The sequence below is a fragment of the Aquimarina sp. genome, from assembly GCF_977115655.1.
In genome coordinates this window covers 286,037-308,348 of sequence record NZ_CDSBKO010000001.1, presented here as the reverse complement: position 1 = coordinate 308,348, position 22,312 = coordinate 286,037, and the positions used below count along the sequence as shown (strand labels likewise).

The window sequence follows — 22,312 nt, the reverse complement described above, 5'->3', positions numbered from 1 at the left end:
GTTTACAATTATAAACAAACAAGATCATAATCATTGTTTACAAATGTAAATACAGCTAAATTACATTTGTAAACACGAGATAGGTTTACAAGTGTAAATAATAAATCTATTTGTTATGAAACCTCGGTAAACTATAGTAATTTCGTATTTTTACTATCAAGACATGAATATTAAAACTTTACAAAACTGGTTTGCTGTATATAAAGAAAATTCACTACATGGCAGATATATTACTTTAGAAAATATTTTGCCCCTGTTAGATATATTTTCTGAAAAACTGGAGATAAAAGAAATTGGTTTATCTGAAAATAATGCTCCTATCCATCTAATTAAATTAGGAAAAGGATCTAATAAACTTTTGTTTTGGTCTCAAATGCACGGTAACGAAAGTACAACTACAAAAGCTCTTTTTGATCTTTTAAACCTGTTTACCGATAGCTCAAACAGTTTAGGGAAAGAAATTTTAAAAGAATGTACCTTATATATTATACCTATTTTAAGTCCCGACGGTGCAAAAGCATATACCAGGCTAAATTATAATCAAGTAGATCTTAACAGGGATGCGCAACAAAAAACACAAAAAGAAAGTATTGTTTTTAGTAATCTGGTAGAGCGTGTTCAACCTGATTTTGCTTTTAATCTTCATGGGCAACGTACAATTTTTAGTGCTGGACAATCTAATCATCCCGCAACAGTATCTTTTTTATCTCCGGCAAGCAATGTTGAACGTTCTGTAACGCAAAGCCGTAAAGTAGCTATGGATATTATAAGCAAAATGAATTTTGTGCTTCAAAAATGTATTCCTGACATGGTAGGAAGATATGATGATAGCTTTAATTTGAATTGTGTAGGGGACACACTCTCCAAAATGGAAATTCCTACAATATTATTTGAAGCAGGGCATTATCCCGATGATTATGAGCGTGAAAAAACACGAGAGTATATCTTTTATTCCTTAATAACAGCAATAGAATATATTGCTACCTCCAAGATTACTGGAAAAAACTATAAAGATTATTTTTTAATCCCTGAAAACGGAAAATGTTTTTACGATATCATCATAAGAAATGTAATCCTAAAAGGCAAAAATGTAGATATAGCCATTCAATACAGCGAAGAATTGGTTAAAAATGAAGTTAAATTTGTTCCTAAGATTGCCAAAGTAGATATTTTGCAAAATTTTCATGGACACAGGGAGATTGAGGGCAGAAAAAGAGAGATACGCAACGAAAACGTTACAGTAGAGATAGTTCCAGAGGCTGAGTTGTTAAAATTTTACCTAAACTCTGAATTATTCTTAACAGAACTAGTAAAAAGTTGAAATAAAATGTGCAGATACTGTATTTTTCTGCTAAATTTGCAACGTAAATAATCGGGAAAAATAATAAAATACTATGGCAAAGTTTAAATTAGACGAAGTTGATCATCAAATTCTGGATATGTTGATTGAAAATACCCGTACACCTTTTACAGATATCGCAAAAAAACTGTTGATTTCTGCGGGTACCGTACATGTGCGAGTTAAAAAAATGGAGGAAGCGGGTATTATCGAAGGATCTTCATTAACTCTGGATTATAAAAAATTAGGCTATTCATTTATAGCGTACGTAGGTATTTATCTTCAAAACACTTCGCAAACCAAGTTTGTTTTAGAAAGAATAAATCAAATACCTTATGTCACGGTTGCTCATATTACTACAGGAAAGTTTAATATTTTTTGTAAAGTAAGAGCCAAAGATACCAATCATGCCAAAGATATTATTTTTAAGTTAGATGATATTGATGGAGTTTACCGTACAGAGACTATGATTTCATTAGAAGAAAGCATTAATGATAAAAAACGTTTAATGCATTCTATCTTTCAGGAACTATAAAGGGATACTTTTTTTAATATAATTAGGAGCCCTTTAAGAAATCTTTTAAAGGGTTTTTTATTGTGCAAACAATATTCATTAACCAATACACCACCACACAAATGGCTAGAAAACCAAAAATTGAACGTTTTAATGAAAATGTTCTTGCAAAGTACCAGATATATAATAGTATATTTATAACTCTACCCTTTGATTCTATTAGCAATACAGGAGTTTTATTGCCCCTTTTTAAAGAGGTATGCGAAAAAGGATATGATAATCATAAAAACCCTACAGAGATTGTAGAAGATTTTTTTTCGCGTTATCAGGATAATCCTGCACTTAAAGAAAAACATGATTTGTTGTTCAGGTTTATTCAATATATAGAACGGCAGGTAGTATTGTTTGATGCTATCGAGGATGCAGCATTTCCTGTTGTAAATAATATGGATGGTCGTGGTACTTTAAGAAGTATAAAAGAAGAAGCACAAGCAAAAGGACAGTTACAAGAGCTTAAAGAGTATTTGCGCCGTTTTAAAATTCGTCCAACTTTAACCGCACATCCTACGCAGTTTTATCCGGGAACAGTTTTGGGGATCATTCATGATTTGGATGCTTCTATACGAAACAATGATTCTTCAAGAATAAAAAAACTACTTTCTCAATTAGGTAAAACTGCTTTCTTTAAGAAAGAAAAACCTACTCCTTATGATGAGGCCGTGAGTTTGATTTGGTATCTTGAAAATGTTTTTTATCATGCAGCAGGAACCATTTATAGTTATATTCAGCAAAATGTATTTGATGGGGAAGATCTTGAAAATGAATTAATCAATATAGGATTTTGGCCAGGTGGAGATAGAGATGGAAACCCTTTTGTTACTACAGAAACTACATTAAGAGTAGCAAAGCGTTTGCGTAAAACAATATTACTTAATTACTACAGAGATATACGCGAATTAAAGCGTAGGATAACTTTTGGTAATTTACAGGATAAAATAATAGTTCTGGAAAATGCCCTGTACGACAATTTTTATTATGCAAAAACAGCAGAACCGTTATCTATAGATACATTAATGAGTGGCTTGCTAGAGATAAGAGAAGAGCTTATAACAGAACACCAATCCTTATTTCTCGAAGATTTACAAGATTTAATTAATAAAGTGAAAATCTTTGGATTTCATTTTGGTATACTGGATATCCGTCAGGATTCCAGAGTTCATCATAAAGTACTTACAGATATTGTAAATAAAACTAATGTATTAGATCTAGGGATTTTTCCTAAAGATTATGAATCTCTTTCTGAAAAAAAGCAGATAGAAATACTTTCTCAAACTACAGGAAAACTAGACCCTTCTATTTTTGAAGAAGATATAACCAGAGCAACTTTAGAATCCATATATGCTATTAAAACCATACAACAAAACAATGGGGAAAAAGCTGCTAATCGTTATATAATCAGTAATAATGGTAGCGAGCTTAACATAATGGAGACCTTTGCTATGATAAGGCTTTGTGATTGGGAGCTGCCAACAGTAGATGTTATTCCTTTGTTTGAAACCATACCAGATTTGCAGATTTCTCATAAGGTAATGGAGTCGTTGTATAATAATCCTGTATATATAGAGCATTTAAAACGCCGTGGGATGAAACAAACCATAATGCTTGGTTTTTCTGATGGTACAAAAGACGGGGGATACCTTATGGCAAACTGGGGGATATTTAAAGCAAAAGAAGCTTTAACCGAGGTTTCGAGAAAATACAATATAAAAGTAATATTTTTTGACGGTCGAGGAGGACCACCAGCAAGAGGAGGAGGAAACACAAATCAATTCTATGCTTCTCTTGGCCCTACCATTGAAGATGAAGAGATTCAATTAACTATTCAAGGGCAAACAATTAGCTCTAATTTTGGAACATTAGATTCTTGCCAATATAATTTAGAACAGCTTTTGGGTGCAGGAGTAGAAAATGAACTAACAAGTAATGAAGGCAACCTGTTTTCTGCAGAGAATAAGCAAATTATGCAGGAACTTGCAGATATAAGCTACCAAACTTATGTGGATTTTAAGAATCACCCTAAATTTCTTCCGTATTTAGAAAACATGAGTACACTAAAATATTACGGGAAAGCAAATATTGGTAGCCGTCCATCCAAAAGAAGTACAGGGACAAGCCTGGATTTTGGGGATTTAAGAGCTATACCATTTGTAGGAAGTTGGAGCCAGTTAAAACAAAATGTACCGGGGTTTTATGGTGTGGGAACAGCATTAAAAAGCTTTGAGGATCAAAATAGGTTTGATAAGGTAATCTCCTTATATAAGAGTTCCCCCTTTTTTAGAACTTTGATAGCAAATAGTATGATGAGTCTTACCAAGTCATTTTTTGAACTCACAGCCTATATGAAAGAAGATAAAGAATATGGGGCATTTTGGGATATCATTCATGAAGAATATCTGCAAACCAAAAGGTTATTGCTTAAATTAACAGGATATACAGAACTAATGCAAAATGAACCCGCAGGAAAAGCATCTATTGCTATGCGAGAGAATATCGTATTACCATTGCTTACGATACAGCAATATGCGTTGAAAAAAATACAAGATTTACATAAATCTAACGAAGTGAATCCCAAAGATCTCGAAATCTATGAAAAAATGGTTACCCGATCTTTATTTGGAAACATTAATGCTAGTCGTAATTCAGCATAAATTTTAATAAAGTGCTGTTAATATTATTAGAAATGAGGTAGGAATTGTTAAATTTCACCTCATTTTTTATTCTAAATCTATGTTATCTCAAATAAAAGAAGGTGAATATAATTCATATTACGCAACCTATATCTCTAAAGCAGAATATCCAAATATTGTAGAAGGATTAAAAAATAGTCAAAAAGAATTTGTAGATTTTGTACAATCTATTCCTCAAGAAAAATTTACTCACGCTTATGCAGAGAAAAAATGGACTATCGCCGAAGTATTTCAACATATAATAGATACCGAACGTATTTTTGCATACCGGGCATTGCGTTTTGCCAGAAACGACAAAACACCAATTATGGGGTTTGAGCAGGATGATTATGTACCTAACTCTAATGCTAATAATCTTAGTAAGCAAGATTTAATAGCAGATTTTAATGCTGTTAGGAACTGCTCGATTTCTCTATTTAATAGTTTTACAAATGAGATGCTAACAAGAATAGGAGAGGCTAGTGGTAGCCCCATGAGTACCAGAGCGGCGGGGTATATCTTAGCAGGTCATCAAAAACATCATTTAGAAGTTATTAAAGAGCGGTATTTATAAATATTACAAAAAAATGGTTGAAAAAATAAAAGGAACAGATCCTAAAACAATTCATTTAATGTTTTAGGATTTAATTCATGTCCTCCCGGATGTGTTCTAAACTCAATTTGTGGTAAAATTTGTTGTACGCGTATTTTTTCTGCTTCTACTTTTTCAATTTCAAAATAAGGATCTTTTTCTCCCAGTATATGCACGACCTTTGTTGTGTTGGTTAAAAAACTGAAATCTTCTTTATGTAATTCTTTAGGAAAACCACCAGAAACCATAACCAAAGCATCACAACTTATTTTTCGGCTGGCAACCCATCTACAGGCAATACTAACCCCTTGTGAATACCCTAGTACAACCAGCTTTATGTGTTCAGGGATGTTTTCTTTGGTTATAACAGCATCTATATATTGCAGTACATTTTTAGTTTCCGTTTTAGTATTTTCTTTAGTAAGCCAGCTAGAACCAACACTTCTATAGTTTTCCCCTTTATAAAATTTGGCTGGAGCCTGTGGAGCAATAAAATAATTTTCTTCTTTATTAAAACCATCAAATAATCGAACAAAATATCTGCTTAAATACCCAATACCATGAAAAACTAACCAAACAGTTTTGGTATTAGAGTGTAAGGTGTTTAAAGTGGAGTAAGAATTGGTAGTGATGTAAGAGATTTCTTTTTCGTTAGTATGCATAAATTAGTATAAAGTTGTTGATTAAAAACAAAACCAGTCATCAATTATTGGCCACAAGATATCTTGATTTTTTGTTCTAAAAAAATCAAAGTGACCAATACTTTTCAAATTAAAATCTGAAGGTTTTAAGTGTTTTCTGGTCACATTTGCATTTTGGTATACTCGTTTGCCAAGAATATCAACAGATTTTTTTGGAGCAAACAAATCATCATCAATACTTAATAAAAGCATAGGTTCTTTAATATTGTTGTAATGGATATTGCTGTTCTCTTTAGTAAAATAAAGCATAGAATCAGGGTGTAGTAAAAAAACGGCCCAATCCATCGCAGCTTTAGAGGTTAGGGGTTTTCCTAGTCCAAACCAATCTGAAGGGTAATATTTAAGAATTGAAGTAGTAAAAGGCACAAGATATTTAAAATTGAAATATATAAGTAACTGCATTTTTTTTGAAAAATGTTTATAAAACCCAAATTGAGACCCTACGGTCAGGTATTTGTCATAATATAGGTATGCATCACTAAAACCAATACTATTACCGCCATAGCTATGACCAATCATATATTGTTTGTTTTTTGGGTATTTTTCTTTTACATGTTTAGAAACCGCTTTAAAATCCTGGGCCCAGGAAAGAAACCCATGTTTTTGTAATGATCGTATATTTTTGGAAAGAGAGCTTCCTATCCCTCGATAATCAAAAGTAAACACATTACATCCTTTATTGGACAGGTACTTTGCGAGATTAAAGTAAAATTTTTGTGGTACACCTACTGCAGGAGCAAAAACTATAGTTTTATTACTAGAAAGTAGTGGCGCAAATTCGTGTACAGAGACAGGATAATTATCAAAAGAGCAAATAGTATAAGATTCCATTTATTAAGAATTTAAAAATATTTTTTCCATTCTGGTAACAGCACTATTAAGATATTTTGGGTTGCTGTAAACTTGCATTAATAAAATACCGCCTTCAATATCTTGTACAATTTGTTCAGCAAACATCAAGGATTCTTCAGTTGAGTAATTACATTCTAACATTTGTTGCAGCCCGGAAATGAAATCCTGAAAAAATAACCGAATCTCTTTTTTATATACAGGATCAAGATGAAGGGTTTCTAAAGCTGTATTGGCCATTATACATCCTCCTTCTGTATTATTAAATGTTTTTTCTAATAACATTTTCAAATTTTCGAGCTTTTTGGTTATGATTAAATTACTATCAATAATCTTACGAAGATTATAATTAAAATAACTATGAACCGATATAAGGACTTCTTTGATTAGCTCTTCTTTATTACTAAAATAATAATAAAAATGAGACTTTTGTATGCCACAAGCTTTAGAAAGTTCACTCATGCTACTGTTTTGAACCCCTCTTGATCGTAAAACCGGAATTACTTTTTCCAGTACTTCTTCTTTAGAAGTTTTTGTTTTTGGCATTTTATTGAATGTTCGTTAAAATAAGATTCAAATATAGTTAGAATTATTGAAACGCATTCTATATTTTTGTTCTAAATACTATTGCTTATGAATCTGACAAAGGAAGAAGTACTGGAACAATGTACAAAAATGTGTAAAAACACTTTGATGGAAACTTTGGATATTTCTTTTTGTGAAGTAGGAAAAGATTATTTGGTTGCAAAGATGCCTGTTACTCCAAAAGTTCACCAACCAGATGGTGTTTTGCATGGCGGGGCAATGGTTGCTCTTGCAGAAAGTGTTGGTAGTGCAGCTTCTTTTATGTTTTTGAATGCAAAAGATTTTTACATACGAGGGATTGAGATTTCTGCTAATCATGTAAAAAGTGTAAAAGAAGGAAATGTATATGCAAGAGCAGAAATCTTACATAACGGACGCACTACACAGTTATGGGATATAAAAATCAGGGATGAAGAACAAAATCTTGTATCTGTAGTAAAACTAACAACTATTGCGCTTCCAAAAACCAGATAATATGGGCATAGAAGATATTTATGCTAAAATTAAAAGCCATACAGATCAATATTTGCCATTTGTGATCTATAAAAAAGCAGATTCTAATGTATTGCAGGTTTTGTTTCAGCAAAATAATGAAGTGTATGAAACTAAGGATTTTTTAACATCAGGATTTGTTTTTGCTCCTTTTGACAGCAATGATAAAACTGTGATTATTCCTATTGATAAAAGTGAGTATTGTAGCACCGAGATTATTGGGCAAGATACAGATCACTTGAAACAGGTTTCGGGTACAGCAAGGAGTTTTTCTGAAGAAGAAGAGAATGAAGCGAAAAAAAAACATATTTTACTTGTTAAAAACGGTATCAAAGCTATAGAGTCTGGTAGTTTTAAAAAAGTAGTACTATCTCGTAAAGAAAAAGTTTCACAACTGGATTCACTTACTGGGTTACAGATATTTCAACGTATGATAAAAAAGTATCCAAGTGCTTTTGTATACTTGTGGTACCATCCGGAAACAGGAACTTGGTTAGGGGCAACTCCAGAGACTCTTGTCTGTATTAAAAAAAACAATTTTTTTACTATGGCCCTTGCAGGAACCCAACCATATACAGGCACTGTAAATATAGACTGGGGAGATAAAGAATTAGTAGAACAAAGAATGGTTACTTCTTTTTTAACCAATGAGTTATCTGGTTTGATTACAGGCTTAGAAGTATCAAAAACGTATACTCATAAGGCAGGTACACTTTTACATCTTCGTACAGATATTAAAGGTACTTTGGATATAAAAAAACATGGGATCAAGAATCTAATTAAGATTTTGCACCCAACTCCGGCAGTTTGTGGTTTGCCAAAAAATCAAGCAAAGTATTTTATTTTAAATAATGAAACCTATAATCGCAAATATTATACAGGTTTTTTGGGTGAGGTCAATATGAATATAGATGGTACTGTACAATCCAATATATTTGTAAACTTGCGTTGTATGGAGTTCAAAAATGGAAAAGCAGAACTTTATGTAGGAGGAGGGATCACAAAAGATTCTGACCCGCAAAAAGAATGGGAAGAAACCGTTAAGAAAACTGAAACAATGAAAAAAGTTTTGTTTTAAATTGAATTTATTCCGGTTTTTTATAACTCTCTATAAAAAAGTCAAAACAGGTTTATTACCATAAGTTTGGGTATGACCAGCTTGATATTGTAATATTAGATATTTTAATGAAGAAAAGATTATATTCAAAAATACCTTTGGCACAATCTATCGTTGCTTTGTGCGAGGCAAAGGGAGTCACAGATATTGTTATTTCACCAGGATCGCGTAATGCCCCTTTAACAATTGGTTTTAGTGAGCATCCAAATATGCAGTGTTATAGTATTGTAGATGAAAGATGCGCTGCTTTTTTTGCTTTGGGCATAGCACAGCAAATTCAAAAACCAGTTGCTTTATTATGTACCTCGGGGAGTGCATTGTTAAATTATTATCCTGCAATTTCAGAAGCGTTTTATAGTGATATCCCGTTGGTAGTTTTAAGCGCAGACCGACCAGTAGAAAGAATTGATATAGGAGACGGGCAAACGATTCGCCAAAAAAATGTATTTGAAAATCATATTTTATATTCTGCTAATCTACATTCAGAGGTAGTTGCAGAAACCAAAATTGATGATCCCAGAATAAGCCAAAAACAACGAGAAGCTCAGAAACATAATGAAAGAGAAATTAATCTGGCTCTTAATACTGCTATAAAACAAAATGGCCCGGTACATATTAATGTTCCGTTTTATGAACCATTGTACGATAAAATAGAGTTTCCGATAATTATTCCCAAAAATATCCCTGTAGAAATCCCTTATCATCAATTCTCTGAAGAATTAGAATCTAAAATGTTTTTGGAGTGGACCAGAGCAAAACGTAAAATGATATTGATTGGGGTTAACTATCCGGATTCGATAGATCAACAATGGATAGAATATTTTGCAAAAGACCCATCGGTTTTGGTACTAACAGAAACTACATCAAATATCCATCACGATACTCATATTAATAGTATAGATCAATTAATCTCGACCTTAAAAGATGAAGAATTTAAGGAGTTACAACCAGATATTTTATTAACTATAGGAGGAATGGTGGTTTCTAAACGTATTAAAAGCTTTTTGAGGCAATATCCCCCAAAATCACATTGGCATATTAATCCCAAAAAAGCTTATGATACTTATTTTTGCCTTACAGAACACATAAAGTTACAACCTGATTTGTTTTTTTCCAGATTTTTTGGAGATAAAAAGATAAATAAAAGCACCTATAAATCTTTTTGGCTTTCTGTTAGAGATCAAAGAAGGATAAAACATGAAGAGTATCTAAAAAAAGTTTCTTTTACAGATCTAAAAGCTTATGAAGCTATCTTTAAAGGGATTACAGGCAAGCAAATGATACAATTAAGTAACAGTTCTACAGTTCGTTACGCACAACTATTTACTTTAAGTCCTTTATTTAGGGTGTTTTGTAACAGAGGAACCAGTGGCATAGATGGCAGCACATCTACAGCTGTAGGAGCTGCATTGGTTTCAAAAGTACCCACTACCTTATTGACAGGAGATTTAAGCTTCTTTTATGATAGTAATGGGTTATGGAATTCGTATATTCCATCCAATTTTAAAATCATTGTAATTAATAACAGAGGTGGGGGTATTTTTAGAATTTTGCCAGGCAAAGAAGATAGCCCTAACTTTAGTACGTATTTTGAAACAGCTCATAATCTTACCGCTGTACATTTAAGTAAAATGTTCGGTTTTGATTATCATACAGCGTATAATGCAGAAGAGGTAAATAAAGAAATTCAAAAAATCTATCAGAATAATGGAACCCCTCAATTATTAGAAATTTTTACCCCTAGAAAAGAGAATGACGCTGCTTTAATCGATTATTTTAAGTATTTTATCTAATATTAGAGCTTTAATATGCTTGTAATATAAAATGTTTATTTATAATTCATCTATATTTGAAATACAAATTAAAAATTAACTAAAAACCTAAAAACACTATTATCCTATGAGTAAAAGAGACGAATTGATCGTAAAATATGCTGCAGATATCAAAGAAAAAATTGGCGAAACACCAGATATGGATCTATTAACCAAAGTAACTATTGGTTGTGGGCCTTCTATCTATAATAGCGACGCTTCTACCGTGTCAGGAAGTGATGAAAAAGAGTTAGCAACTGTAAAACAAAATTTCCTTATTAAAAAATTAGGGCTTTCAGATGGACCTAAACTAGATGAAGCTATAGCTGCTGTTATCGAAAAATATGGAAAATCTAACCGTAATAAATATAGAGCTGTTGTTTACTACCTTTTGACAAAGCATTTTGGAAAAGAATCTGTTTATAACAAATAATAAATAGTTTATAAGATCATTGATCAATATCTTTACCAAAAGTATTGGTTTTTGATCTGGGATGTTTATCTTGTTTAACATCAAAATACTAAAAATATTATAAAAAAACCTCTGGCAAAATTAATAGTATTGCCAGAGGTTTTTATAATAAAACACAACCCTTTTGCTGTCATAAAGCCATTCTTTTAAACGCTTCATGCCAAATAAATTTTAAAAATATACCAAAAAAACGAAGTTTCTTTTTTCTTATTTGAAGTGGCAAAATTTATGCATAGCACTTGTACTGATCTATGTATAAGATAGCTACACAAATTTTTTATAATGCAGAATAAGAAAAAATGAACAAACATTTTAGTGTAATTTTTGGGTTTATTAATTCGAAGTAATAAAAAGACAAAAAAATAAGAGCTGAACGATGGTTTTAAGGAAAAACACAAAAATTAAGATGAGTTTTTAATACTTTTTATAGTAATGCCGTTTATATATTCGTTAATTCATGCTTAATTGCTGTTATCAAAAAATCTACATCCTGTTTTGTTCGGGTTGCAATTCTAAAATATTGTTTGGTTGAACCTAGTTTATTTTCACAATTTCTGATAAAACAAGAATGATTTTGTAATAATTTATTTCTTAGTTTTTCTCCATCAATTTGTAAATCTAATCGGGCAAATATAAAATTTGAATTTACAGGAAATATTTTAAAAGCAGTTAATTCACTGAAACGATTTGCCAGATATTTTGTATCATTGATTACTTTGATCCTGCTTTCATCATAGGCAGTTTTTTCGTTTTGTATAAGCATTAACAGCATTTCTGATATTCCATTAATATTCCAGTACGGAAGATGTTTTTTAAGCCTGTTAATATTATTTTCATTACTTATAGCATATCCCATTCTAAGCCCGTGTAGCCCAACATTTTTACCCAAACTTTTAATAACCCATGCATTAGGAAACAAATGCACATCATTTTTTATTGTTTGAGGAGTTTTTGCAGAAAAATCAATAAAAGACTCATCAATAATTATATTGTCTAAATGCCTTAACTTATCTAAAATATATAGTAATTCCAGTCTTGAAAAAATAGATCCTGTAGGATTGTTTGGATTGCATATAACCGCATTTTTTGCTTTAGATTGAAGTACAGCTTCTATAAATTTTTTAGGCGAAAGTGATTGTTCGTTTTCATCACAATATGCTATAGTATGCAGCTCTGTTCCTAGCTGTGTTGGTTCCTCTGTCCATCTGCCAAAGGAAGGAACAGGAACAAAGATACTGTCTTTAATAAAAATAGAATTAAGCCATGATATTATCTCTGTAGATCCATTTCCGGCAATGATTCTTTTGGGGTCTTTAATATCAGAAAAATTTGCAATATACTCTGTAATAAGATTGTTAGAACTGGGATAGTATTTTATAGCATCAGGTATTTTATCATATAAACAGTCCATTACTGGTTTTGAAGGAAAATAAGTATTTACAGGAATACAAAAATCTCTTAATCCGTTTATGTTATCAAAGTTATTGGTTAGGCTCGCATAAGATGGGTTATGAGTTGTTTCATTAAATAAATTTAGGTTAAAATGGTGTTTTTCGTTTTGAATATCCAAGTTTGGAGTTGTCGTTGATTTCATTAAATATGGTTTTGTGATTTGTGAAAAATTTAATATTTGATAGATAGGATTTATTTTTATTGAACAGTAGTTTGAGATTGCCCTGTGATTTTATCAGATAACTCACATGAAGTTGGTTATTTGATAAATATAGGAACTACACATTAACAACAGTTTAGTATACAGATACCCTATTTTTGAACAAGAATTTAATCTTATAGTAATGATTTAATTCCTCAAATATTGCTTTTAAGACAATATATATACTGTATATATATACCCCCGCGAGCTAGTCACGAAATTGTTGGTTCTGTAAATTAGATAAATCTATCATTAACTTTCCTTGTCCTATACAATATATAAATCAGGTTAAAAAAGTATCTTTGCAAAAAATAAAATACAATGCTTAAACTTGGTGTATATAATACTTTAGAAATAGTAAGAGAAAGAGATCAGGGAGTTTACCTTTGTGATGATGATGGGGATGAAGTTTTATTGCCTAATAAGTATGTTCCGGAACAATTTCAGATTAGGGACAAATTAAAAGTATTTGTATATTTAGATAGTGCAGAGCGTATTGTAGCAACCACTTTAGAACCGTATGCAACTGTAAAATCTTTTGCATATCTTAAATGTACAAATGTATCTGATATTGGTGCTTTTTTAGATTGGGGATTAGAAAAAGATCTTTTTGTACCTTTTAAAGAACAAGCCTCAAAAATGAGGGTTGGTAGTTGGTACCTTGTTTATGTGTATCTGGACGAAGAAACAAATAGATTAGTGGCTTCTAGTAAAACAAATGCTTTTTTAGATAATTCTTTAGTTTTACTATCTGCTTATGATGAAGTTGACCTTATTGCTTCACACCCTTCTCCACAAGGATGGAATATGATAGTAAATCAAAAACACCTGGGTTTGGTGTATGCAGATGAAATTTTTCAAAAAATAACACCAGGAGATCAGATTAAGGGGTTCGTTAAAAAAGTGAGACCCGATGGTAAAATAGATCTTACTTTACAAAAACACGGGTTTAGGAGTATAGAGCCAAATGCAGACCAAATCTTAAAAGAGTTAAAAGCTAGTGGTGGTTTTATTAACCTAAATGATAAATCAGATCCAGAAGATATTAAAGAAGTTTTTCAGCTAAGCAAAAAAAGTTTTAAAAAGGCTATAGGTACCCTTTATAAAATCAGAAAAATTAGTATCGAAGAGGATGGAATACGGCTTTTAGAATAATAACCTAAAAACCTGTTAATAGATAAATATTGTATTACGCCTATTAGTAGTATATGGATTGTAATAGCTGTGATGAAGGTATGAGTCAGCATTTTTATATGCATTGTTTTTCAAACCATCAATATTGGTTTTAAAGTTATAACCATTGCCAGATATAGTAAATCCTGATTTTTTTGACTTAGGTGAGTTTGCTTTATATATAGAAGAAACATCCTTATATTGAGGAGATTCCATAAGCATAGTATAACTTTTTCTTAAAGATTGTCGCCTTAAATCTACATCTAAATTAACTTCGAGCAATTGATATTTAGTTGTTTCAAATTCATTTCTTTCCATAGATAAAGGTGTACTTAATTCTTCCCATTCTATGGTTATAGAGCTTAGGCTGTTCTCTTGTCCATAAGACACTAAGCCAATGCTTGTGATAAGTATAGTTAAAAAAAGCTTCATGCCAGTAAATATATTATCATTTCACGAGAAGTAAGCAAAACCATATAAAAAAGATGTGTTAATTAATTGATAAAATACAAAAGATATAATTATAAAACAAACGCTTTTGCTTTTGATTGTTTTGTTTTTAAGCCTAAATTTGATAGGAACGGAAAATATCTGTTTTAATTGAACAAGTACTAACCAACTTAAAAATATGAAAAACAATGAAATTAATAGTGTGGCTATTTATCCACCTATTGGGGTTTCTCGTATAGGAAACTCTAATGAGTATTTTTTATCTTCTGATTTACCAGGAATACCGCCTGATCCTAAAGGAGGTTTTAAAGACTCTATGGGAAGGGTTAAAAAACAAGTAGCTCGTTTTAGAATTTATGCCTTTAATAAAGAAGGAGAAGTACTGCAAGAAATAATACAAACTAAAGAGACTTCTATTGAATGGAGAGTGCATGTAGCAAATATTAAATCAGCATGGTATCAATTTAACAATGCTTTGGATTTAGTAGGATCGGCTATTCCCTCAGTACTTCGTAATAAATCAGAAGAAAACAGAGAAGAACTAATAATTAATCCGGGAACAAGAACCATAACAGGAAAAAACCAACAAGGAGAAGCATATCAATTTAATTCAGGTACTTTTTATAAAAAAAATGTACCACTTGGTGAAATCCGTACAGATGAAGATGGCAGGTTATTGTTTTTTGGAGGTAATGGAGATTCTGCCTCAAAAGATAATAAGCCAGCTATTACGTTTGCAAATAATGAGGGATGGCATGATGATACTTGTGATGGTACTATTAGGGCTAAGGTTGTTATTAACGGGCAAGAGTTTGAAGCAAAACCAGCTATGGTAGCAGTTACTCCCCCGGATTTTGGACCAGGACTGTATGGTGTGGTAACCATGAACGATGTGGTGCAGGATTTATTTATCAGAGAAATGAATTTTCCTAACCCATCTGCCAAAGAAATACGGTTTTGGACACATATTTATCCAATACTAGAGCGAATGACCAATACCCAATGGGTCAATCAAGGTTTTTTTATGCTGTTTGGCAAAAATTCACCGTCAGATTTTACAAATCATGATATTTTAAAAAAACTATCCGATCCCTCGAGTGTATTTAAAGCAGATAGAAACCGGGTATTTGATTGGTTTAGAGATCCGGACTCTCAAAAATATACACCAACAAAAGTACCTCCATTTTATGGAGATGGTTTTGGGGAATATACAAAGATAGCATTAGTAGATTTACCTATAACCCGAACTCAATATTCACGTTTAAAAAAATGGGCCGAAGGAGATTTTGTAACAGGAGAGCCTGCTACACAAAAACCTTTTGATCAATTAAGCTTGACAGAGCAAATAAATGCTCTTAATCAAGCCCCGCTAGAAGAGTGTCTGGGAGGCCCTTTTCATCCCGGAATAGAACTTACCTGGCCAATGAGGGTTAAGCTAATGTGGGAGTCCCCATATCGTCTTAACATAATGGAAGAAGGAAGATTACCCAATCTGGATTTTGGACCACTTTTGTCTACAGTAATAGCTTTGGGAGAAAAAGGACCACTATCCAGCAGTGGGCCGGGGTCTTTAACCCGATGGTTAGGAGTGCCATGGCAGACAGATGAAGCCAGTTGTTTATCTGGTTATGATACATCAACATATTTACCATTACCTTCTTTTTGGGCTGCACGTGTACCCAATCAAATTTTAAGCGAAGATAGTTTTGACCGAATGGGAGTACATAGCCTTAATATAGCACAAAGATTAAAACATTTTGATTACAGACAAGATTGGTTGCGTGATTTTGGATCTGACTATACAAAAAAAATTAATCTAATGGTTAAGGAATGGCATGAGTTGGGGATTATAGCTCCTGCTGAACAAAATAACGAAAATGAGTTTTTGCCGGATAAAGTATGGAAAGAAACAGGAAGACATTTTTCTGGGGAAGATCCTACTTTTAAGCAAGTACTTTATGCAGAAAATGAAGAAGATCACACAATAGAGTATGAGGATATTCAAAAACTTTCGTTACTAAAAAGCAATGCTCCTTTGCGAGAAAGAATACGAAGAACTTTTGGGCGTGGTGAAAGATAATAACCCGTTTTCAGTTATAATAGTAGGTGGTGGCCCAGCAGGGATCGCCACCTCTTTAACACTTTCTTTTCGCGGAATATCTCATTGCATTATAGAAGCAGGTTCTGAACCACAACGAAAATATGGAGAAGCAATTCCGCCAAATGCAAAACCTTTATTTAGGCAGTTGGGAATAGAACATTTGTTGAAATCGGAACAACATCATCCATATTTTGGAAACATGAGTAGTTGGGGGAGTGATTTATGGGAGCAGAAAAATTTTATAGACCAAATATATGGTCATGGATATTTATTGGATAGATTATATTTTGAGAAACAACTTCGGGAAATTGTAAAAAAAAGCTCAGCTACCTTTTTTTCAGGATATAGCTTAAAACATGTTTTAGAAACAGATAATATCATCAAAGTTTCTGTCCAAAAAGGAAATGAAATTTCCGAAATATTCGGGCAGTATATGGTAGATGCAACAGGAAGAAAAGCTTCAGTATGCAGACATTTTGGAGTATTCAAAAAAGAACCGGACAAGCAATTTGCAATTACGGTTACAGCCTCTTTATTAAATAAAATAGAACACCAAATCTTAATAGAATCAACACCTAATGGTTGGTGGTATGTAGCCCCGGTTTCAAATGATGAAGCAACATTCATGTTTTTTACGCTAAAAGATTTATTACCAATAAAAGAAGAAGCAGTATTTTTTTTAGAAAAAGAATTAAAAGCAACCAAACATTTATCAAAAATTTTAAAAGAAATTTCTTTTAATAAAAAGGAAATACATATAATGCCCGCAGGAACTAGTTATCTGGAAATTCCGTACGGAAAAAAGTGGCTGGCAGTAGGAGATGCAGCATACTCCTACGATCCAATATCATCCTATGGGATTACTTCGGCATTAGCTTCGGGATATTATGGGGGACATGCAATAGCAGATATGTTTTCTGGAAAAGAAAATGCACTTAATGCGTATCGTTTTGTTATAGAAAAAGCTTTTATAAACTATAAACAGAAACTAAAAACACATTATTTAACAGAAAAAAGATGGGAGGATAGCTTGTACTGGAAAAAAAGGACAGAAAATTATATAGAATTGGTCTAGACTTTTTTTACCCCTCATTAAGAGGTTAATTACCCAAGGCAAAATATATTTTAAAGAAACACATACTTCGTGAGCTTGTTCCGGATTTATTGATTTTACTATAAAAAAATTCTTGGTTACTCAAATTTTATATTTTTCTTGCTTCGTAGTCCGGATTGTGTAATATAACTTTGTAATTCTTCTGGTTTGATATAATATATTATAGTATTTTTGAAAGTATAAATAAAATAAACTATGGGTTCAATAGACTGGAAAACTGTAAAAGAATATGAAGATATTACGTACAAAAAATCTAATGGAGTTGCTCGTATAGCATTTAACAGACCAAATGTGCGTAATGCTTTTAGGCCAAAAACAACAAGCGAACTTTATGATGCTTTTTATGATGCACAAGAAGATACATCTGTTGGGGTGGTTTTACTTTCGGCAGAAGGCCCTTCTACAAAAGATGGGGTATATAGTTTTTGTAGTGGAGGAGATCAAAAAGCAAGAGGGCACCAGGGATATGTAGGAGAAGATGGGATGCACAGATTAAATATTTTGGAAGTACAGAGGCTTATTCGGTTTATGCCAAAAGTAGTGATCGCGGTAGTACCGGGATGGGCAGTAGGAGGAGGGCACAGCCTGCATGTAGTTTGTGATCTTACATTGGCAAGTAAGGAGCATGCAATTTTTAAGCAAACAGATGCGGATGTAACAAGTTTTGATGGCGGATATGGTTCTGCATATCTGGCAAAAATGGTAGGGCAAAAAAAGGCGAGAGAAATCTTTTTTTTAGGTAGAAATTATTCTGCACAAGAAGCTTATGAAATGGGAATGGTAAATGCTGTTATACCACATGATGAATTAGAAGATACTGCATATAAGTGGGGACAAGAGATTTTGGAAAAATCACCAACATCTATAAAAATGCTGAAATTTGCAATGAACCTTACAGATGATGGAATGGTTGGGCAGCAGGTATTTGCAGGTGAGGCCACCAGATTGGCATACATGACAGAAGAAGCAAAAGAAGGAAGAAATGCATTTCTTGAAAAAAGAAAGCCTGATTTTAGAAATATTAAATGGATTCCATAATAGTTTCTTTACTTTTTTAAATAGTGTATCAAAGTTATTTCTTTTTTATACAAAATGATTTTAAAAAAAGAATTTTTACCAAGGGTTAGCAGATAAAAACGAGGATGCATTGTATTTGTACATAATTATTATTATATTCATAACAAGACTTCTAAAGTTTATAGTTTTAGAATTTTATGTAAATCCAGAGTAAATTGAAAGTGTTTAGGTTTTCTTATGAAAGCTTCCTAAAAAAGTGATTGTAAAGAGATATTTATAATTTTGAAAATTTATAATGGTACTTATAAAAAATTAAGTATTATGTTAGGGTGTTAGCGTAAAATACAGAATAACTCTTAAGATTCCCCAAAAAATGAAAGTTATTAAAGATGAGGATCTTTTATCATTACATTATCAGATAGAAAAATCCGAAATTAAACAAAAAAAGCTTGAAGATCTTTTAAAAGAAGAATCTGATAAGTTAAAAAAAGTCAAAAAAATAAATAGAATGCTAGGGGGGCTTTTTTTGATATTTTTACTTTTAACTGTTTATTTTGTGGCCGATACTTTTTTTTTCAACGGGTCTTATACAGAAAAAGAGTCTTTGCTTAAAAAAGAACTGGCTTTGGCAAAACAACAACTGGAAACATTAAAAAAAGAAAAAACAGACCTCAAAGAAATAAAGGATCTTTATTTTTATAGAAAATTGATAGATAAAGATACTGTTTATTCTGTGCAACTTAAAGCATTCAATTCTAAAGAAATACCTTCTGTATCAAAAAAATACACAAATGTCCTTATTTATAATGATACCTCATATTACAAAATGAGCTTGGGTATTTTTGAAACCCTGAACGAAGCTCAGGATTTCAGAAGACTATTGATAAATGCAGGGCTTGACAAAAAAATATTTGTAATCTCTTATAAAGACGGTAAAAGATTAAAAATAGAAGATTATGAGTAAAATACCATTTATACTTTGAATTTTACCGGAAAAAGGATTTTTTTCCGGTAAAATTCAAAGTATAAATGGTATAAATGAAGGGTTATTTGTACATTTTTGATATTGATTATCTTAGTTGTGGATATTTAGCAGGATTAACTTCATTCATAATTTCATATACTTTTTCATAGATATCTTCAATAGATGGTTTGCTAAAATAGTCTCCATCAGTTCCAAAAGCAGGTCTGTGCGGTTGTGCACTCAAAGTTTGCGGTTTACTATCCAGATGTTGGTATATATTTTGTTCATCAATTAATTTGTGTAAAATAAATCCTGTTCCCCCACCAGGAACATCCTCATCAATGATTAATATTCTGTTGGTTTTGGATACACTTTTTACAATATCATGATTTATATCAAAAGGTAATAGGGATTGCACATCAATTACTTCGGCATTAATACCTGCAGATAATAATTCTTTTGCGGCTTGTTCTACTAATCTTAAGGTAGATCCATAAGATACTAATGTTATATCTGTTCCTTCTTTAATAGTTTCTACTACACCTATTGGGGTTCTGGTTTGTGATAAATTAGAAGGCATTTTTTCTTTTAAACGATACCCATTAAGACATTCAATTACCAATGCGGGTTCATCACTATCCATTAGGGTGTTATAAAATCCAGCGGCTTTCACCATATTTCTTGGCACCAAAATATGGATTCCTCTCAATAAATGAATTAAACCTCCCATTTGAGACCCCGAATGCCATATCCCTTCCAGTCTATGTCCTCTTGTTCGTATAATTAGCGGGGCTTTTTGTTTAGCAAATGTTCTGTAGCGCAGTGTTGCAAGATCATCACTAAGACCTTGTATACAATATAAAATATAATCCAAATATTGTATTTCTGCGATTGGTCTTAGTCCACGCATTGCCATACCTATACCTTGACCAATTATTGTTGCCTCTCGGATTCCGGTATCAGAAACTCTAATTTCACCAAATTTTTCCTGAAGCCCTTCCAAACCTTGGTTAACATCTCCAATTTTACCACTATCTTCCCCAAAAATTAGTGTTTCAGGAAATCTGGAAAATAATTCATCAAAGTTATTTCTAATAATAATTCTTCCGTCTACAATTTCAGCATTTTTATCATACTCGGGCTTTATTTCTTTAATATGTATTGCTCCGGATTCATTTTCGTTGTATAAATGAGCACTATATTTTGGCTGTATTGTAGCTATATAATTGTTTACCCACTTTTGAAGGGTTAATTTTTCTTCAAAATTTTCTTTAGTAACATATCGTAAAACTTTTCTTGTAGTTTCAAGGATATCTTTTCTAATAAGTTCATTTTTAGAGGATAAAAATTTTATAAGGGGTGAAATAAAATTTTTGTTGCTACTTTTGTTTTCCACTAGTTTCAAAATACCCAAAGCTTCTTTTTGTTCTGCTTTTATTTCAGATAAATAAGCATTCCAAGCTTCGGTTTTGCCTTTTCGCACCTCTTTTTTCGCTGTCTTTTCAAATTCCAGTAATTCTTCGGCTGTAGAGATTTCATGGTTAATAATCCACTCTTTAAATTTTTTAATACAATCATGTTCCCGTTCCCAATTCAAACGTTCTTCACTTTTATATCTTTCATGTGATCCAGAAGTAGAATGTCCTTGAGGTTGTGTTAATTCTTTAACATGAATAATAACGGGAATATGATTTTCACGAGCTAATTTTTCTGCTCTTTCATAAGTATCTATTAAGGCAGCATAATCCCACCCGTTAACTTTAAAGATTTCATAACCCTGATGGTTTTGGTCACGTCTAAAACCTTCAAGAATAAGAGAAATATCCTCTTTGGTTGTTTGGTGTTTTGCATGAACAGAAATTCCATATTCATCATCCCAAATACTGATTACCATTGGCACTTGTAGAACACCCGCTGCATTTATCGTTTCCCAAAATAAACCTTCACTGGTACTTGCGTTTCCGATTGTACCCCAGGCAACTTCGTTTCCTTGGATAGAAAAATTAGAACTATCTGTAATACTTTTCTCATTGCGATATACTTTGGATGCCTGTGCAAGTCCTAATAATCTAGGCATTTGACCAGCAGTAGGGGAGATATCTGAGCTTGAGTTTTTTTGTTTTGTTAAGTTTTTCCAGGTACCATCTTCGTTTAAGCTATGGGTTGCAAAATGCCCCCCCATTTGTCTTCCTGCTGCAAAAGGTTCTTTTTTAATATCTGTATGTGAATACAAGCCAGCAAAAAACTGCTCTACGGTATATTGATTGATAGCCATCATAAACGTTTGATCTCTGTAATAACCAGATCTAAAATCTCCATCACGAAAAACCCTTGCCATTGCAAGTTGTGGCAGTTCTTTTCCTCCTCCAAATATTCCAAATTTGGATTTACCGGTTAATACTTCCCGTCTGCCTAATAGGCTACATTCTCTACTAATTATAGCAATTTTATAATCTCTAAGTATTTGATTTTTATACTCTTCAAAAGAAATATTAGGTAAAGTAATAGTTTCAGACTGCATGTGAACGATGTTTATAATGGATTACAAATTTAGTTAAAATACTAACCATTTGCAAGGCGTAAAGTCTTAAATTTTTTGAATATAATTCATTTAAAGCGCTTTTTTATTAGAAGATTGATT

The 22,312-nt window shown here is 32.2% G+C and carries 19 protein-coding genes; 13 read left to right on the top strand and 6 right to left on the bottom strand.

The annotated features are described in order from the left end of the window. Window positions 1-163: 163 nt before the first annotated feature. The 4 genes from ACZIYX_RS01330 (at window position 164) to ACZIYX_RS01315 (ending at window position 5,153) form a co-directional block, all read left to right on the top strand. The gene (locus ACZIYX_RS01330) at window positions 164-1,321 is read left to right on the top strand and encodes a M14 family zinc carboxypeptidase (protein ID WP_462680384.1); all 1,158 of its coding nucleotides are present in this window, start codon (window positions 164-166) and stop codon (window positions 1,319-1,321) included. 73 nt (window positions 1,322-1,394) lie between these two features. Continuing rightward, the gene (locus ACZIYX_RS01325) at window positions 1,395-1,874 is read left to right on the top strand and encodes an Lrp/AsnC family transcriptional regulator (RefSeq protein ID WP_109437594.1); all 480 of its coding nucleotides are present in this window, start codon (window positions 1,395-1,397) and stop codon (window positions 1,872-1,874) included. Between the two features lie 101 nt (window positions 1,875-1,975). Further along, a complete protein-coding gene (locus ACZIYX_RS01320) occupies window positions 1,976-4,561 on the top strand; it encodes a phosphoenolpyruvate carboxylase (RefSeq protein ID WP_462680383.1) in 2,586 nt (861 codons plus the stop codon). 79 nt (window positions 4,562-4,640) lie between these two features. Beyond that, window positions 4,641-5,153 carry a DinB family protein gene (locus ACZIYX_RS01315; RefSeq protein WP_462680382.1) on the top strand — a complete coding sequence of 171 codons (513 nt, stop codon included), beginning with the start codon at window positions 4,641-4,643 and terminating at the stop codon, window positions 5,151-5,153. A 41-nt stretch (window positions 5,154-5,194) separates the two neighbouring features. On the opposite strand, the gene ACZIYX_RS01310 is transcribed toward ACZIYX_RS01315, so the two are convergent. From ACZIYX_RS01310 to ACZIYX_RS01300, 3 genes are read right to left on the bottom strand one after another with little or no spacing between them, the layout of a single operon-like run. After that, the gene (locus ACZIYX_RS01310; protein WP_462680381.1) at window positions 5,195-5,833 is read right to left on the bottom strand and encodes an alpha/beta hydrolase; all 639 of its coding nucleotides are present in this window, start codon (window positions 5,831-5,833) and stop codon (window positions 5,195-5,197) included. Window positions 5,834-5,854: 21 nt separating this feature from the next. Beyond that, window positions 5,855-6,703 (bottom strand): alpha/beta hydrolase family protein, encoded by an 849-nt coding sequence (locus ACZIYX_RS01305; protein ID WP_462680380.1) that lies wholly within the window; start codon window positions 6,701-6,703, stop codon window positions 5,855-5,857. Between the two features lie 3 nt (window positions 6,704-6,706). Then, window positions 6,707-7,267, bottom strand: coding sequence for a TetR/AcrR family transcriptional regulator (locus ACZIYX_RS01300; protein ID WP_462680379.1), 561 nt, complete (start codon window positions 7,265-7,267; stop codon window positions 6,707-6,709). Window positions 7,268-7,354: 87 nt separating this feature from the next. Between ACZIYX_RS01300 and ACZIYX_RS01295 the strand changes: the two genes are divergently transcribed. The 4 genes from ACZIYX_RS01295 to ACZIYX_RS01280 all read left to right on the top strand — a co-directional run bounded on the left by ACZIYX_RS01295 (window position 7,355) and on the right by ACZIYX_RS01280 (window position 11,159). Beyond that, window positions 7,355-7,780, top strand: a complete 426-nt coding sequence (locus tag ACZIYX_RS01295) for a PaaI family thioesterase (RefSeq protein WP_462680378.1) — start codon at window positions 7,355-7,357, stop codon at window positions 7,778-7,780. A gap of 1 nt (window position 7,781) precedes the next feature. Further along, the gene (locus ACZIYX_RS01290; protein ID WP_462680377.1) at window positions 7,782-8,876 is read left to right on the top strand and encodes a chorismate-binding protein; all 1,095 of its coding nucleotides are present in this window, start codon (window positions 7,782-7,784) and stop codon (window positions 8,874-8,876) included. A gap of 107 nt (window positions 8,877-8,983) precedes the next feature. Next, window positions 8,984-10,708 (top strand): 2-succinyl-5-enolpyruvyl-6-hydroxy-3-cyclohexene-1-carboxylic-acid synthase, encoded by a 1,725-nt coding sequence (menD, locus tag ACZIYX_RS01285; protein WP_462680376.1) that lies wholly within the window; start codon window positions 8,984-8,986, stop codon window positions 10,706-10,708. A gap of 106 nt (window positions 10,709-10,814) precedes the next feature. After that, window positions 10,815-11,159: a DUF2853 family protein gene (locus ACZIYX_RS01280; RefSeq protein WP_462680375.1), complete on the top strand. Its 345-nt coding sequence runs from the start codon at window positions 10,815-10,817 to the stop codon at window positions 11,157-11,159. A 478-nt stretch (window positions 11,160-11,637) separates the two neighbouring features. Here ACZIYX_RS01280 and ACZIYX_RS01275 read toward each other — a convergent pair whose 3' ends face one another. Continuing rightward, the gene (locus ACZIYX_RS01275; RefSeq protein WP_462680374.1) at window positions 11,638-12,792 is read right to left on the bottom strand and encodes a pyridoxal phosphate-dependent aminotransferase; all 1,155 of its coding nucleotides are present in this window, start codon (window positions 12,790-12,792) and stop codon (window positions 11,638-11,640) included. 381 nt (window positions 12,793-13,173) lie between these two features. Here ACZIYX_RS01275 and ACZIYX_RS01270 point away from each other — a divergent pair, with 381 nt between their 5' ends. Further along, window positions 13,174-14,007 (top strand): CvfB family protein, encoded by an 834-nt coding sequence (locus ACZIYX_RS01270; protein WP_462680373.1) that lies wholly within the window; start codon window positions 13,174-13,176, stop codon window positions 14,005-14,007. Between the two features lie 15 nt (window positions 14,008-14,022). On the opposite strand, the gene ACZIYX_RS01265 is transcribed toward ACZIYX_RS01270, so the two are convergent. Beyond that, a complete protein-coding gene (locus ACZIYX_RS01265; protein WP_462680372.1) occupies window positions 14,023-14,457 on the bottom strand; it encodes a hypothetical protein in 435 nt (144 codons plus the stop codon). 196 nt (window positions 14,458-14,653) lie between these two features. Here ACZIYX_RS01265 and ACZIYX_RS01260 point away from each other — a divergent pair, with 196 nt between their 5' ends. The 4 genes from ACZIYX_RS01260 to ACZIYX_RS01245 all read left to right on the top strand — a co-directional run bounded on the left by ACZIYX_RS01260 (window position 14,654) and on the right by ACZIYX_RS01245 (window position 19,671). Beyond that, window positions 14,654-16,555: a LodA/GoxA family CTQ-dependent oxidase gene (locus tag ACZIYX_RS01260; protein ID WP_462680371.1), complete on the top strand. Its 1,902-nt coding sequence runs from the start codon at window positions 14,654-14,656 to the stop codon at window positions 16,553-16,555. Then, window positions 16,503-17,651, top strand: coding sequence for an NAD(P)/FAD-dependent oxidoreductase (locus ACZIYX_RS01255; protein WP_462680370.1), 1,149 nt, complete (start codon window positions 16,503-16,505; stop codon window positions 17,649-17,651). Before ACZIYX_RS01260 ends, ACZIYX_RS01255 begins: the two co-directional genes overlap by 53 nt. A 234-nt stretch (window positions 17,652-17,885) precedes the next feature. Continuing rightward, a complete protein-coding gene (locus ACZIYX_RS01250; protein WP_462680369.1) occupies window positions 17,886-18,728 on the top strand; it encodes a 1,4-dihydroxy-2-naphthoyl-CoA synthase in 843 nt (280 codons plus the stop codon). Window positions 18,729-19,080: 352 nt separating this feature from the next. Then, window positions 19,081-19,671, top strand: a complete 591-nt coding sequence (locus ACZIYX_RS01245) for a hypothetical protein (protein WP_462680368.1) — start codon at window positions 19,081-19,083, stop codon at window positions 19,669-19,671. Between the two features lie 106 nt (window positions 19,672-19,777). Here the strand turns inward: ACZIYX_RS01245 and ACZIYX_RS01240 are convergent, their stop codons facing one another. Continuing rightward, window positions 19,778-22,192, bottom strand: coding sequence for an alpha-ketoacid dehydrogenase subunit alpha/beta (locus tag ACZIYX_RS01240; RefSeq protein WP_462680367.1), 2,415 nt, complete (start codon window positions 22,190-22,192; stop codon window positions 19,778-19,780). Window positions 22,193-22,312 lie beyond the last annotated feature (120 nt).

Bases quoted from the DNA above. Each gene is read 5' to 3' on its own strand.
- ACZIYX_RS01330 (WP_462680384.1), top strand. From the start codon at position 164: ATGAATATTAAAACTTTACAAAACTGGTTTGCTGTATATAAAGAAAAT.
- ACZIYX_RS01325 (WP_109437594.1), top strand. From the start codon at position 1,395: ATGGCAAAGTTTAAATTAGACGAAGTTGATCATCAAATTCTGGATATG.
- ACZIYX_RS01320 (WP_462680383.1), top strand. From the start codon at position 1,976: ATGGCTAGAAAACCAAAAATTGAACGTTTTAATGAAAATGTTCTTGCA.
- ACZIYX_RS01315 (WP_462680382.1), top strand. From the start codon at position 4,641: ATGTTATCTCAAATAAAAGAAGGTGAATATAATTCATATTACGCAACC.
- ACZIYX_RS01310 (WP_462680381.1), bottom strand. From the start codon at position 5,833: ATGCATACTAACGAAAAAGAAATCTCTTACATCACTACCAATTCTTAC.
- ACZIYX_RS01305 (WP_462680380.1), bottom strand. From the start codon at position 6,703: ATGGAATCTTATACTATTTGCTCTTTTGATAATTATCCTGTCTCTGTA.
- ACZIYX_RS01300 (WP_462680379.1), bottom strand. From the start codon at position 7,267: ATGCCAAAAACAAAAACTTCTAAAGAAGAAGTACTGGAAAAAGTAATT.
- ACZIYX_RS01295 (WP_462680378.1), top strand. From the start codon at position 7,355: ATGAATCTGACAAAGGAAGAAGTACTGGAACAATGTACAAAAATGTGT.
- ACZIYX_RS01290 (WP_462680377.1), top strand. From the start codon at position 7,782: ATGGGCATAGAAGATATTTATGCTAAAATTAAAAGCCATACAGATCAA.
- menD (WP_462680376.1), top strand. From the start codon at position 8,984: ATGAAGAAAAGATTATATTCAAAAATACCTTTGGCACAATCTATCGTT.
- ACZIYX_RS01280 (WP_462680375.1), top strand. From the start codon at position 10,815: ATGAGTAAAAGAGACGAATTGATCGTAAAATATGCTGCAGATATCAAA.
- ACZIYX_RS01275 (WP_462680374.1), bottom strand. From the start codon at position 12,792: ATGAAATCAACGACAACTCCAAACTTGGATATTCAAAACGAAAAACAC.
- ACZIYX_RS01270 (WP_462680373.1), top strand. From the start codon at position 13,174: ATGCTTAAACTTGGTGTATATAATACTTTAGAAATAGTAAGAGAAAGA.
- ACZIYX_RS01265 (WP_462680372.1), bottom strand. From the start codon at position 14,457: ATGAAGCTTTTTTTAACTATACTTATCACAAGCATTGGCTTAGTGTCT.
- ACZIYX_RS01260 (WP_462680371.1), top strand. From the start codon at position 14,654: ATGAAAAACAATGAAATTAATAGTGTGGCTATTTATCCACCTATTGGG.
- ACZIYX_RS01255 (WP_462680370.1), top strand. From the start codon at position 16,503: ATGCTCCTTTGCGAGAAAGAATACGAAGAACTTTTGGGCGTGGTGAAA.
- ACZIYX_RS01250 (WP_462680369.1), top strand. From the start codon at position 17,886: ATGGGTTCAATAGACTGGAAAACTGTAAAAGAATATGAAGATATTACG.
- ACZIYX_RS01245 (WP_462680368.1), top strand. From the start codon at position 19,081: ATGAAAGTTATTAAAGATGAGGATCTTTTATCATTACATTATCAGATA.
- ACZIYX_RS01240 (WP_462680367.1), bottom strand. From the start codon at position 22,192: ATGCAGTCTGAAACTATTACTTTACCTAATATTTCTTTTGAAGAGTAT.